11 protein-coding genes are annotated in these 12789 nt (G+C 71.8%); 5 read left to right on the top strand and 6 right to left on the bottom strand.

Going from position 1 to position 12789, the window contains the following annotated elements:
• The first annotated feature begins 34 nt into the window (after positions 1-34).
• Genes J3P36_RS12500 through J3P36_RS12490 form a run of 3 tightly spaced genes read left to right on the top strand, consistent with a single transcriptional unit; the run spans position 35 to position 2690 of the window.
• Positions 35-817, top strand: a complete 783-nt coding sequence (locus J3P36_RS12500) for a DeoR/GlpR family DNA-binding transcription regulator (RefSeq protein WP_210508501.1) — start codon at positions 35-37, stop codon at positions 815-817.
• On the top strand, positions 814-2079 hold the full coding sequence (gene otnK, locus J3P36_RS16825; protein ID WP_210508500.1) for a 3-oxo-tetronate kinase: 1266 nt from the start codon (positions 814-816) through the stop codon (positions 2077-2079). Before J3P36_RS12500 ends, otnK begins: the two co-directional genes overlap by 4 nt.
• The gene (locus tag J3P36_RS12490; RefSeq protein WP_307807084.1) at positions 2076-2690 is read left to right on the top strand and encodes a class II aldolase/adducin family protein; all 615 of its coding nucleotides are present in this window, start codon (positions 2076-2078) and stop codon (positions 2688-2690) included. Before otnK ends, J3P36_RS12490 begins: the two co-directional genes overlap by 4 nt.
• 247 nt (positions 2691-2937) lie before the next feature.
• Here the strand turns inward: J3P36_RS12490 and J3P36_RS12485 are convergent, their stop codons facing one another.
• The 5 genes from J3P36_RS12485 to rplJ all read right to left on the bottom strand — a co-directional run bounded on the left by J3P36_RS12485 (position 2938) and on the right by rplJ (position 7717).
• Complete coding sequence (locus tag J3P36_RS12485) at positions 2938-3930, bottom strand: carbohydrate ABC transporter permease (protein WP_210508498.1); 993 nt, start codon at positions 3928-3930, stop codon at positions 2938-2940.
• Positions 3927-4898, bottom strand: a complete 972-nt coding sequence (locus J3P36_RS12480; protein WP_210508497.1) for a carbohydrate ABC transporter permease — start codon at positions 4896-4898, stop codon at positions 3927-3929. The genes J3P36_RS12485 and J3P36_RS12480 overlap by 4 nt, the downstream gene beginning before the upstream one ends.
• Positions 4899-5008: 110 nt before the next feature.
• The gene (locus J3P36_RS12475; RefSeq protein WP_210508496.1) at positions 5009-6343 is read right to left on the bottom strand and encodes an ABC transporter substrate-binding protein; all 1335 of its coding nucleotides are present in this window, start codon (positions 6341-6343) and stop codon (positions 5009-5011) included.
• Positions 6344-6757: 414 nt separating this feature from the next.
• Complete coding sequence (gene rplL / locus J3P36_RS12470; protein WP_210508495.1) at positions 6758-7147, bottom strand: 50S ribosomal protein L7/L12; 390 nt, start codon at positions 7145-7147, stop codon at positions 6758-6760.
• Between the two features lie 54 nt (positions 7148-7201).
• Complete coding sequence (gene rplJ, locus J3P36_RS12465) at positions 7202-7717, bottom strand: 50S ribosomal protein L10 (protein ID WP_210508494.1); 516 nt, start codon at positions 7715-7717, stop codon at positions 7202-7204.
• Positions 7718-8161: 444 nt separating this feature from the next.
• Between rplJ and J3P36_RS12460 the strand changes: the two genes are divergently transcribed.
• Both J3P36_RS12460 and J3P36_RS12455 read left to right on the top strand, forming a co-directional pair.
• Positions 8162-8962: an FAD binding domain-containing protein gene (locus tag J3P36_RS12460; protein ID WP_210508493.1), complete on the top strand. Its 801-nt coding sequence runs from the start codon at positions 8162-8164 to the stop codon at positions 8960-8962.
• Entirely contained in the window at positions 8959-11658 is a 2700-nt protein-coding gene (locus tag J3P36_RS12455; protein WP_210508492.1) for a molybdopterin cofactor-binding domain-containing protein, read from the top strand. The genes J3P36_RS12460 and J3P36_RS12455 overlap by 4 nt, the downstream gene beginning before the upstream one ends.
• On the opposite strand, the gene J3P36_RS12450 is transcribed toward J3P36_RS12455, so the two are convergent.
• Positions 11655-12764 (bottom strand): XdhC family protein, encoded by a 1110-nt coding sequence (locus J3P36_RS12450; RefSeq protein WP_210508491.1) that lies wholly within the window; start codon positions 12762-12764, stop codon positions 11655-11657. The genes J3P36_RS12455 and J3P36_RS12450 overlap by 4 nt on opposite strands.
• Positions 12765-12789 lie beyond the last annotated feature (25 nt).

Genomic DNA, 12789 nt, shown 5'->3' with positions numbered 1-12789 from the left:
GACAAGTTTTCGGCAGGTCGAGTTGGATGAGGTCGTGCGGTACACCGAGGCCCCGGCCCGCCGAGCGGAGCTGCTGCGCCGCCTCGGCTCGGAGGGCTACGTGTCCTCCGCCGCGCTGGCCGAGGAATTCGGCGTCTCCGAGATGACCATCCGGCGCGACCTGCGCCAGCTGCACCTCGAGGGGCACGCGCGGCGCGTCACCGGAGGGGCGAGCCTGCCCACGGGCGGTGTGCGCGGCGCGACCTTCGAGGAGCGCGACCTGTCCGCCGCCGCCGAGAAGGCCGCCATCGCCGCCGCCTGCGCCGAGCATCTTGCCGGAGCCGGCACGGTGGCGCTCGACGCCGGAACGACCGTCGCCGGAGTCGCGGCCCTGCTCGAGCCGGGGACGACCGTGGTCAGCCATTCCCTGCCCGTCCTCGCGACCTGCGCGGAGCGCGAGGACCTCTCCCTCATCGCGCTCGGCGGCACCTATCAGGCGTCGACGCGCTCGTTCACCGGTCAAGCCACCCGGGAGGGACTCGAGCGGGTCGCGGTCGACGTCGCCGTCCTCTCCGCGACCGCCGTCGACTCGACCGGCCTGCTGTGCGCGAACGACCTCGACGCGGAGATCAAACGAGCACTCAGCGCGGGCGCCCGACGCCGGGTGCTCCTCGTCGACTCGACCAAGATCGGCGCGCGGGCGCCCATCCGCTTCGGTTCGCTCAGCTCGATCGACCTCGTCATCACCGGTCCCGGTGTCGACGAGGAGCAGCGCGAGCTCCTCTCGGGGGCGGCCGAGGTGCGGTACGCCGCGGCGCCGCTCGAGGCGACGTCGTGACCGGTGCCTGGCTCGGCGTCATCGCGGACGACGTCACCGGCGCCTGCGATCTGGCGGGCGGAGTCGCCGAGGCGGGCGTGCCGACGAGTGTGCACCTCGGCGTGCCGGAGCCCGGCGACGAGGGCGGCGGCGACTGCGTGGTGGTCGCCCTCAAGACCCGCACGGTGGACCCGGCCGACGCCGTGGCGCGATCGACGGCCGCCGCCGCCTGGCTGCGGTCCCAGGGCGCGGAGCTGATCTACCAGAAGTACTGCTCGACCTTCGACTCGACCGACCGCGGCAACATCGGGCCGGTCGCCGACGCCCTCGTCGCCGACGGCGGCATCACGGTCGGCACCCCGGCGACGCCCGCGGCCGGCCGCACCCAGTACCTCGGCCACCTCTTCGTCGGCGAACGCCTGCTCTCCGAGTCGCCGATGCGCGACCATCCTCTGACACCGATGCGGGACAGCGACCTCGTCGCGGTCCTCTCCCGCCAGACGACGGGCCGGGTCGCGCTCGTGCCGCTGCCCGTCGTCCGGTCCGGAGCCGCGGCCGCCGAGATCGACGCCCACTTCGCGGCAGGCGCCCGCCACCTCCTCGTCGACGCGATCGACGACGCCGACCTGGACGCCCTCGCCGCCGCGCTCGACGACGTGCGGACGCCCGTGGTGCTCGGCGGCGGCGCGGGACTGGCCCTCGCCCTGGCCCGTCACCGGCGGTCGAACTCCTTCCCCGCCGCGAAGCCGATCCCCCCGGGCGGCGCGCGCCTCATCCTCAGCGGGAGCGCGTCCGAGCGGACCCGGGAGCAGGTCGCCGCCTTCGGAGGCACGACGGTCCGCGTGGACCCGCTCGTCCTCGCCCGGGACGGCGACTCCGCCCTCCTGGCCGAGGTCCGCGCTTCTCTCGCGGCAGCCGGCGAGGATCCCGTGCTCGTGTCGGCGACCGCCGACCCGGGCCGCGTCCGCTCGACGCAGGAGGCGCTCGGCGTCGAGGCGGCCGCGGAGCTGCTCGAGTCGACCCTCGCGCGCGTCGCGGTGCTCGCCGTCGCGGAGCTCGGGGTGCGGCGCCTGCTGGTCGCCGGCGGCGAGACGTCCGGCGCGGCCGTCGCCGCGCTCGGCCTGCGCCGCCTCGCGGTCGGCGCCCTCGCCGCCCCCGGCGTCCCCTGGACGACGGGCACGGCGACCGCCGTGCCCGGAACCCCGACCGTCGCGCTGCTGCTGAAGTCCGGCAACTTCGGCGAGCCGGATCTCTTCGACACCGCGTGGCGGAGCGCGCCGTGAGCGCCGGGCAGCTCATCCGCGCCGCCCGCCACCTCGCCGCGCGCGGCCTCTCCCCCGGCAGCTCGGGCAACCTCAGCGTCAGAGCGGGCAATCGCGTCCTCATCACCCCGACCGGCTCGAGCCTCAGCCGCGTCGAGGCCGGCGACCTCGCCGAGGTGTCTCTCGAGGGCGCCGTCCTCGCCGGGACGCCGTCCAAGGAGTTCCCGCTGCACCTCGCGGTGTATCGGCAGCGGCCCGAGGCCACCGCCGTCGTGCACCTGCACTCCCCCTACGCGACCGCGATCGCGTGCCTCCCGCCGGACGCCGACGGTCACGCGGCTCTGCCGCCGCTCACGCCGTATCGGGTGATGCGGCTCGGCGACGTGCCGGTCGCCCCGTACGCCGCTCCCGGCACGGCCGAGCTGGCCGCGGGCGTCGAGGCTCTCGCGGGCCGGGCGGCCGTGCTGCTGCTCGCCCAGCACGGCTGCGTCGTGGCCGCCGCGGGCATCGACGCGGCGGTGGACCTGGCCGAGGAGCTCGAGACGGCCGCCCAGCTCACCCTCCTGCTCGACGGACGGCCGGCCCGCATGATCCCGGCCGACCGCATCGCGGGGCTCCGCCCATCCGGTTGACCCGCCCCGGGCCTCAGGACGCCGAGAACTCGGCGCAGCGGCCAGGGGCGCCGTCCCTTGACCCCGATGCGCGCGTTTCGCGGATCGAATCAAGGAGATTCCGGCCCCGGCATTGGTGCTCATGCGGATCCGCGGGCGTCGGCGGCCGAATCTCCTTGATTCGTTCCGTCCGGCTCGGAGAACGTCCGACCGGAACGACGAAGGTGCCCGCCCCCTCAGCGGGAGCGGGCACCTTCGATCGAGCGGATCAGCCCTTCGTGGAGCCCGCGAGCAGGCCGCGCACGAAGTAGCGCTGCAGGCCGAAGAACACGATCAGCGGCACGATCAGCGACACGAACGCCGCCGCCGTGAGCCGCTGCCAGTCCTGACCTCGCGTACCCGTCATCTCCGTCAGCCGCTGTGTCAGCGGTGCCGCATCCTGGGTACCGCCGGAGAAGATCAGCGCCACGAGCAGGTCGTTCCAGACCCAGAGGAACTGGAAGATCGCGAACGACGCGATCGCCGGGAGGGCCAGCGGCAGGATGATCCGGAAGAACACCTGCGTGTGGCTCGCGCCGTCGACCTTCGCCGCCTCCACGACCTCACCCGGGATCTCCGAGATGAAGTTGTGCAGCAGGAAGATCGCGAGCGGCAGCGCGAAGATCGTGTGCGCGATCCAGATCGGCAGGTAGTTCTGCTCCGGGATGAACGGGATGACGTCGTGCAGCCACCGCTGCCCCGGACGCAGCAGCTGACCGAACAGCTGCAGCAGCGGGATGAGCGCCATCTGCAGCGGCACGATCTGCAGCGCGAACACCAGGATGAACATCCAGCTGCTGCCGCGGAACTTGATCCACGCGAACGCGTACGCCGCCATCGACGCGAGGACGAGCGGGAACAGCGTCGCCGGGATCGCGATCGACAGCGAGTTCATGAAGTACGAGCCCAGCTGCGGCGACGACGAGGACGTCGACAGGAGCACGTCCTGGTAGTTCGCGAGCGTGAACCCGGGGTTCGTGAAGATCGTCCACCACCCGGTCGTGCGGATCTCCTCCGCCGGCCGGAACGACGAGACGAGCAGCCCGAACGTCGGCAGCGTCCAGAGCACCGCGATGACGAGAGCGGCGATGGTCGCCCACGGCGACGTGAGCCGCTTCTTGACGCGGCCGGTCTTGGTGGCCTCAGTCTCGTCGGCGATCTCGACCGCGCCGCGGCCCTTCGCCCCGGGGATCGGGAGGTCGGCGGGAATCGTGCTGGTCATCGGATCTCCCTCTGCTGACGGAGGACACGGACGTTGTAGATGACGATCGGCAGCACGAGGAGGAACAGGATGACCGCGAGTGCGGCTCCTCGTCCCGGCTCGTTGGCGCGGAACGCCTGGGTGTACATCTCGTTGGCGACGACGCTGGTCTCGAAGTTGCCGGCCGTCATGACCTGCACGATGTCGAACACCTTCAGGGTCGCGATCGAGATCGTCGTGATGACCACGACGAGCGCGGGGCGGATGCCCGGCAGGGTCACGTTGCGGAAGCGCTGCCAGGCGTTGGTGCCGTCGAGCTGCGCCGCCTCGAGCTGCTCGGTCGGGATGCCCTTGATCGACGCCGAGAGCACCACCATCGCGAAGCCCGTCTGGATCCAGATGAGCACGACGATGAGGAGCAGCGTGTTGAGCGGCGACGTCTGCAGCCACTGCACCGGCTCGCCGCCGAACGCGACGACGATCGCGTTGAGGAGGCCGATCTGCTCGCGCCCCTGCGACTTGAAGTCGTAGACGAAGCGCCAGATGATGCCCGCGCCCACCATCGAGATCGCCATCGGCATGAAGACGAGGGCCTTGAAGAACTTCTCGCCCTTGCTCTTGTCGATGAACACCGCGTAGGCGAGGCCGATCGCGGTCGACAGCGTCGGCACCAGGACCACCCACACCACCGTGTTGCCGAGGACGCGCAGGGCGTCCGGCTGGGTGAAGGCCCAGACGAAGTTGTCGAAGCCGATCCACTGACCCGTCCGGCTGAAGAACGCGAGGGTCGTCGTGCGGATGGCCGGCCAGATGAGGCCCGCGAGCAGCAGGAGGAGCGCCGGCGCGAGGAAGGCCAGCAGCTGGATGAAGTCCCTGCCCCGCTTCGGCGCGCGGTCCACCAGGAACAGGACCAGGCCGACGACAGCCGCGAAGATCGCGATGCCCCCGACGACCTGGATGATCTTGCCGATGAGATCGGCCGTGGTCATGGAGTGCCTACCCTTCGTTCACCGTTGATCGTTGGGTGCCTCAGCGAGTGAGGGCGGAGCCGTTTCCGGCCCCGCCCTCACCCTATTGCCTCAGCACTGGATGGCGTCGATCAGGCCGCCGGCCAGCTGGCCTCGATGTCGTCAGCCACCTTCTGGCTGTCCTCACCGGTCAGCCAGGCGATCATGCCCTTCCAGAAGGAGTTCGAGCCGACCGCACCCGGCATCAGGTCGGAGCCGTCGTACCGGAACGTGGTGTTCGGGTCCTGCAGGATCTCGATCGTCTGCTGGAGCAGCGGGCTGGAGGCGTTCTCTGGGTCGACGCCGTTGTTGGCGCTGACCGTGCCGCCCTCGGACACGCGGAGGTTCGCGAACACGTCGCTCGACATGTGGGTCATGACCGCGTCGATGGCGTCGCCCTCGTGGAAGGCCACGACCGTTTCGCCGCCACCGGTGACCTGCAGGTCGCCGCCCGCCTCAGCCGGCGGCATGAGGAACGCGTAGACGTCGCCGTCCGGCGCCACGTTCACGCCCTCACCCCAGTTGACCTCGTAGAACGAGGCCTGGTGGTGCAGCGAGCACGTGCCGTCGAGGATGGGCAGGCCGCCCTCCTGGAACGGGGTGGAGACGATCGACTGCGTGTCGATGAACTCCGGGTTCTTCAGGTACTCACCGGCGGCGTCGATGGCCTCGACGATGCGCGGGTCGTTGAAGGGGATCTCGTGGGTGACCCACTGGTCGTAGACGTCCGGGCCGTGCAGGCGGAGGACCATGTCCTCGATCCAGTCGGTGGCCGGCCAGCCGGTGGCACCGCCGGACTCCACGCCGGCGCACCAGGGCAGGTGGTCGCCCTCGGCCGCGATGGTCTCGGTGAGGGTCATGAGCTCGTCGAGGGTCGTCGGGATCTCGTACCCCTTCTCCTCGAACTCGGACGGCGAGTACCAGATGAAGCCCTTGACGCTCGCGAGCATCGGGGCGCCGTAGAAGGTGCCGTCGATGGTGGCGTACTGCTTCCAGTCCGGCGACCAGAACTTGTCGACGTTGTCCGACACGCTCTGGGCGGCGGGGCGCAGGTAGCCGTTCTGGGCGAGCAGCGCGACGAGGCCGGGCTGCGGCACGATGCCGATGTCGGGGGCGTTGCCACCCTCGGCGAGCTGCGCGATGTTCGTCTCGAAGTCGCGGCTGCCCTGGTAGTTGATCTCGATGCCGGTGCAGGTCGCGAAGTCGGCCCACGACGCGATGAGGCGGTCGGCCTCTGCATCGACGATGGTGCCGGCCATGGTGACCTCGTTCTCGTCGAACTCCGTCCCGTACTGCTCGTAGGGCGCGCAGTCGACGTCGGCGGCGTCCTCAGCGGCGATGTCGCCGGTACACGCCGTCAGACCGAGGCCCGCAACCCCCGCGATGGCGATGGGAAGGACGAGCCGGCGAGTGAATGTGGATCTCATTCGTTCTCCTCTTCATTGAGTGCAGGGCGAGCTCGATGGAGCGCGACCGTGCGCTATCTGAACGCTACGGGTGCGGGGTCGCCCCCGACAACTTGGCGAGGGCCTGCGCAACGAGGAGTAGCCGAATCGTTACCGGGGCGTTCTGGCAGGCATGGGAGCGCGACCATGCCGCCCGGCGCGAACAGGAAAGGGCCGCCGCTCCGGTGGGGAGCGGCGGCCCTTTCGGACGCCCTTTGTGGGGACGAGGTTCGGAGTCGGAGACTCCGGGATCAGGATTGAGGGACTCAGGCGGGCGTTGCCCTCTGAGGTTCGAGACCGAGGTCGACGAGGAACGCGTCCTTCAGGTTTCGAGACGCGCGCCAAGCGATGGCGCGCCCTCAACCTGACCTCGGCGGCGCAGTGCGCCGCGCGAGGTCACTTCAGGGTGACGGTCGCGCCCGCGCCCTCGAGCTGAGCCTTGGCCTTCTCAGCGGTCTCCTTGTTGGCGCCCTCGAGCACCGGCTTCGGAGCGCCGTCGACGAGAGCCTTCGCCTCACCGAGGCCGAGGCTGGTGAGCGCGCGCACCTCCTTGATGACCTGGATCTTCTTGTCGCCGGCAGCCTCGAGGATGACGTCGAAGGAGTCCTTCTCCTCCTCCTCCTCGGCAGCCGCGCCGGCACCGCCGGCAGCGGGGGCGGCGGCCGCGACGGGCGCGGCGGCGGTGACCTCGAAGGTCTCCTCGAACTTCTTGATGAACTCGCTGAGCTCGATCAGGGACAGCTCCTTGAACGCGTCAAGCAGCTCGTCGGTCGACAGCTTCGCCATCGGTTTCTCCTTGTGTGTTGTGTGGCTGGTGGTTCGGATTCAGGCCGGGCCGGTTCAGGCCGCGGCCTCCTGCTTGTCGCGCAGCGCGTCGACCGTGCGAACGGCCTTCGAGAGCGGCGCGTTGACCGTGTAAGCGGCACGGAACAGCAGGCCCTTGGCGGCGCCGGCGACCTTGGCCAGCAGCACCTCCTTGGGCTCGAGGTCCGCGAGCTTCGTCACGTCGGCGGGGCTCAGCGGAGCGCCGTCGAAGTAGCCGCTCTTCACGACAAGCAGGGGATTCGCCTTGGCGAAGTCCCGCAGCGCCTTCGCGACGGCGACAGTGTCACCGTGGACGAAGGCGATCGCGGACGGCCCCACGAGCTCGTCGTCGAACGACGAGATGCCCGCTTCGTTGGCCGCGATCTTGGTGAGGGTGTTCTTCACCACGGCATAGGTCGCGTGCTCACTGATGCTCTTGCGCAGCGTCTTCAGCTGCGCGACCGTGAGCCCGCGGTACTCGGTCAGCAGGGCGGCGTTCGAGTTACGGAACTGGTCCGTGAGCTCTGCGACCGACGCTTCCTTCGTCGCCATGGGTCTCCTTTACGTTGTCGAAAAGGACCGCACGGATGCACGAATGAGAAAAGCTCCGGCGCAGACGCACGGAGCTTCATGTCCCGGAGGGACGAACTTCGAACACCTGCGCAGGCCCTCGCATATCGCGAGCCTTAGGCGGCGGTCCCGCAAGCGGGCACGCCGACAACCGGCGGTCTTTGGCTCCGTACAGAGTACGTGATGTCCGCCGAACCGCCAAACGGCCCCCTCGGCGGCCGTGGCGGAACGAATCGAGGAGATCTTCGGCGGAACGGGCCCGGATCCGCATGCGGCGGCTCGGGAACCGCCGATTCTCCTTGATCTGTTCCCCTCCTCCCGGGGGTAGGCGGGATCGGACCGGCCGACCGCCCCTGGCGGACCGGCGGAAACATGCCCGCAATGGAGGTCCGGTTGGATGAGCGCACCCTGCCGGAAGGAGGCTTCGTGGATCTGCCCACACTGCGTGCCGTGCGCCTGCCGCGCGAGCGCTCCGAACTCGTCATCGGCGAGGGCGGCGCTCCGCTCGGCGGGGGGACGTGGCTGTTCTCCGAGCCGCAGGACCACCTGACCGAGTTCGTCGACCTCACCGCGCTCGGCTGGGAGCCGTGGGCCGAGGAGCCGGACGGCTCCCTGACTGTGGCCGCCACCTGCACGCTCGCCCAGCTCCTCCGCATCCCCGCGCGTCCCGAGTGGCCGGCCCTCTCCCTCTTCCCCCGCTGCGCCGACTCCCTCGTCGCGTCGTTCAAGGTCTGGAACACGGCCACCATCGGCGGCAACATCGCGCTCGCCCTCCCCGCCGGGGGCCTCACCTCTCTCGCCACCGCCCTCGACGCCGAAGCCCTGCTCTGGACAGCCGACGGCGAGCGGCGGATGGCGGTCGCCGACCTCGTGCTCGGCGTCCGCCGCACCGCGCTGGAGCCGGGCGAGGTGATCCGCTCGATCACGTTCCCCGCCGCCGCCCTCGCCGCCCGCATCGCCTTCCGGCGCATCGCGCTGTCCCCCCAGGGGCGGGCCGGCACGGTCGTGATCGGCCGGCGCGACGGGAACGGCGCGGTCACCATCGGGATCACCGGGGGCACTGAGCGGCCCGAGATCCTGCGCTTCCCCGCCCCGCCGAGCACCGCCGACGTCGCGACCGCGATCGACGGGATCGGCACCTGGTACGACGACCCGCACGGCGCGCCCGACTGGCGGGAGGCGATGACCCGCCGCTTCGCGGAGGAGATCCGGGAGGAGCTGCGATGAGGTTCGAGGTCAACGGACGGGCGCTCGACGCCGATCCCTTCCCCGGGCAGTGCCTGCGGACGCTCCTCCGCGAGCATGAGCACTTCGAGGTGAAGAAGGGCTGCGACGCCGGCGACTGCGGCGCCTGCGGCGTGCTCGTCGACGGCGAGCCCGTGCACTCCTGCGTCTACCCCGCCCATCGCATCGAGGGCCGCGCCGTGACCACCGCCGCCGGGCTGGGCGACGTGGGGTCCCTCTCCCCCGTCCAGCAGCGCTTCGTGGACGCGGCGGGCTTCCAGTGCGGCTTCTGCACCCCCGGGATGGTCGTCACCGCGTCGAGCGAGGCCGTGCAGCACGCCGAGGACGCCGACCTGCCGCGCCTGTTCAAGGGCAACCTCTGCCGCTGCACCGGCTACCGGAGCATCACGGATGCGCTCCACGGCGTCTGCACGACGGAGGAGCGGGGCACCGGCGGGGTGGGCCGCTCGGTCCGCGCCCCCGCCGCGGAGCGCGTCGTGACGGGCGCCGAGCGGTACACGCTCGACCTCTCCACGACCGGCCTGCTGCACCTCGCCGTGCTGCGGAGCCCCCACGCCCACGCCCGCGTCCGCTCGATCGACGCCGCCGCCGCGCGGGCTCTTCCCGGCGTGCACGCCGTCCTGACCGCGGACGACTCCCCCGCCACCCTCTTCTCCACCGGCCGGCACCAGAACCGACTCGAGGATCCGGACGACACCCTCGTGTTCGACCGGGTGCTGCGCTTCCGCGGACAGCGGGTCGCCGCCGTCGTCGCCGACACGGTCGGGATCGCCGAGGAGGCCTGCCGGCTGCTCAGAGTCGACTACGAGGTGCTGCCCGCGGTCTTCGATCCGGAGGAGGCCCGCAGTCCCGGCGCTCCACTGCTGCACGGCGAGAAGGACCCCTTCGTCGCGCGCATCGCCGCGCCCGAGCGGAATGTCGTCGCCCAGAAGCACGGGGAGCTCGGCGATGTCGCGGCGGGACTCGCCCAGGCGGACGTCGTCGTCTCCGGCACGTGGCGCACGGCGCGCGTCTCCCACGCCCAGCTGGAGACCCACGGAACGCGCGGCTGGCTCGACGCGAACGGCCGGCTCGTCCTCCGCACCAGCTCACAGGTCCCCTACCTGGTGCGCGACGAGATCGCGCGCATCTTCGGCCTCGAGCGCGACGGTGTGCGCGTCTTCGCGGCGCGGGTCGGCGGCGGCTTCGGCGGCAAGCAGGAGCTGCTGACGGAGGACCTCGTCACGCTCGCCGTGCTCCGCACCGGGCGGGCGGTGCAGTACGAGTACAGCCGCGAGGACGAGTTCACCGGCGCGACCCTCCGGCATCCCAAGCGAGTGTCGGTCACACTCGGCGCGCGGCACGACGGCACGCTCACCGCGATGGCGGTCGACGTGCTGAGCGACACCGGCGCGTACGGCAACCACGGGCCGGGAGTGATGTTCCACGGCACCCACGAGTCGGTGAGCGTCTACCGGGTGCCGAACCGCCGTGTCGATGCGGAGGCCGTCTACACGAACAACCCGCCGTCCGGCGCGTTCCGCGGCTACGGCCTCGGCCAGGTGCTCTTCGCGGTGGAGTCGGCGATGGACGAGCTCGCGCGGAAGCTCGGCCTGGACCCCTTCGAGCTGCGGCGGCGCAACGTCGTCGTGCCCGGTGATCCGGTGATCGTGACCGACGCGGACGAGGAGACCGACCTCGAGCTGTCCGGCTACGGGCTCGACCAGTGCCTCGACCTCGCGGAGCGCGCCGTCGCGGAAGGCGGCGATCCGGCGCCCGACGGCTGGCTGGTCGGCACGGGCATGGCCCTCGGCATGATCGCGACGATGCCACCCCGGGGGCACTACTCGGAGGTGCGGCTGACGCTCGACCCCGACGGGGGCGCCACCCTCGACGTCGGCACCGCCGAGTTCGGCAACGGCACCTCGACGGTGCACGTGCAGCTCGTCGCCCAAGCGCTCGGCCTGCCCCCGGAGCACGTGCGGCTGCGCCAATCGGACACCGACGCCGCGAAGTACGACACCGGCGCGTTCGGGTCGGCCGGAACGGTCGTCGCCGGCAAGGCGGTGCACGAGGCGGCGCTCGCGCTGCGCGCCGCCGTGCTCGGCGCCGCCCTCGGACTCGCCGACGGGAACGGCGCGGAGCCGCTCCTCGCCGGCGGCGCCGTGCTGCTCGGCGCTCGCCGCATCCCGCTGGCCGAGATCGCCGCCGAGGCGCCCCTCGTCGCCACCGCCACCGCGAGCGGCACACCCCGGAGTCTCGCCTTCAACGTGCACGCCTTCCGGGTGGCGGTCGACCCGGGCACCGGCGAGGTGCGCATCCTGCGGTCGGTCCAGGCCGCGGATGCGGGAACCGTGCTGAATCCGGAGCAGCTGCGGGGTCAGATCGAGGGCGGAACGGCGCAGGCGATCGGCACGGCGCTGTACGAGGAGGTCCGCACCGACGGCGCGGGGACCGTCACCACTCGGACGTTCCGCAACTACCACATCCCGCAGATGGCCGACGTGCCGACGACGGAGGTGCTGTTCGCGGAGACCCACGACGATCTCGGGCCACTCGGGGCCAAATCGATGAGCGAGGCTCCGTACAACCCGATCGCGCCGGCTCTTGCCAACGCGATCCGTGACGCGGTCGGGGTGCGGCCCCATGAGCTGCCGATGACCCGCGATCGGGTCTGGCGCCTGCTCCGGGCCCGCTAGAGCGCCGCCGCCGCCCGGCGGGGATGGATGGGGCCGGTCGAGTCCCGGAGGGACCGTCCGGAGGCGCCGGTGCGCACCGCGAGCACCTCGGCGAGCACCGAGACGGCCGTCTCCTCCGGCGTGCCCGCGCCCACATCGAGTCCCATGGGCGAGTGCAGCCGGGACAGCGCGGCGTCGTCCAGTCCCGCCTCCCGCAGTGCGTCGATCCGGCGGGCGGCGGTCCGGCGTGACCCGAGGGCACCGACGTAGGCCACGCGGCGGGACAGCGCCTCCCGCAGCAGCGGCAGGTCGAAGCGGTCGTCGTGGGTGAGGACGCAGACGACGGTCCGCTCGTCCGTGTGGGTGCCCGCCAGGTAGAGGTGCGGCCACTCGACGACCACCTCGGCCGCGGCCGGGAACCGCTCGGGCGTCGCGAAGGCGGGGCGCGCGTCGCACACCGTGACCCGGTAGCCGAGCAGGCGCCCCGCTGCGGCGAGGGCCGCGGCGAACTCGACGGCCCCGAACAGCAGCAGGCGCGGTGCCGGCAGGGCCGACTCCACGAAGAGCCTCAGAGTGTCCGGTCCGCACTCCAGCTCGACGAGGCCGCTCGCACCCGTCGCGACCTGCGCGTCGACCGCCGAGCGCACCCGGCCGAGGTCGATGCCGAGAGGCGCGAGGTCGGCGTCGGTGAGCTCGCCCGCGCGCCCGCGGCCCGAGCGCCAGGCCACGCTCCGCCCGGCGAGCGGACCGGAGAGCACCGTGCCGAGTCCTGCCCCCGTACCCGCCGCCGCGGCGGCGAGCTCGGCACGGACGCATTCGGAATCCGGAATATGCACGAGCACGTCGAGCTCGCCGCCGCAGGAGAGCCCGACGGCGAGCGCCTCCTCGTCGCCGAAGCCGAAGTGGGCCGTCTCGGCGCGTCCGCGCTCGAGCACCCGCTCGCACACCTCGACAGCCGCCGACTCGACGCAGCCGCCCGAGATGCTGCCGAGCACGGACCCGCCGGCGAGCGCCATCGAGGTGCCGACGTCGCGGGGGGCGCTTCCGGTGACCCCGGTGACCGTGGCGACGGCGATCGGAGCGCCGGCGCGCGCGGCGGCGAGGAGCCGTTCGGCGATCTCGAGCACGGCCGCCTCCCTCGTGAAACGGGCC

Origin of the sequence: Naasia sp. SYSU D00057, assembly GCF_017916505.1 — a bacterium.
In the GTDB taxonomy this organism is placed as follows: domain Bacteria; phylum Actinomycetota; class Actinomycetes; order Actinomycetales; family Microbacteriaceae; genus Naasia.
This window is presented reverse-complemented; position numbering and strand designations above follow the sequence as displayed.

Coding starts and splice junctions, on each gene's coding strand:
- J3P36_RS12480 (WP_210508497.1), bottom strand. CDS start 4,898: ATGACCACGGCCGATCTCATCGGCAAGATCATCCAGGTCGTCGGGGGC.
- J3P36_RS12485 (WP_210508498.1), bottom strand. CDS start 3,930: ATGACCAGCACGATTCCCGCCGACCTCCCGATCCCCGGGGCGAAGGGC.
- rplL (WP_210508495.1), bottom strand. CDS start 7,147: ATGGCGAAGCTGTCGACCGACGAGCTGCTTGACGCGTTCAAGGAGCTG.
- J3P36_RS12455 (WP_210508492.1), top strand. CDS start 8,959: ATGAGGTTCGAGGTCAACGGACGGGCGCTCGACGCCGATCCCTTCCCC.
- J3P36_RS12475 (WP_210508496.1), bottom strand. CDS start 6,343: ATGAGATCCACATTCACTCGCCGGCTCGTCCTTCCCATCGCCATCGCG.
- rplJ (WP_210508494.1), bottom strand. CDS start 7,717: ATGGCGACGAAGGAAGCGTCGGTCGCAGAGCTCACGGACCAGTTCCGT.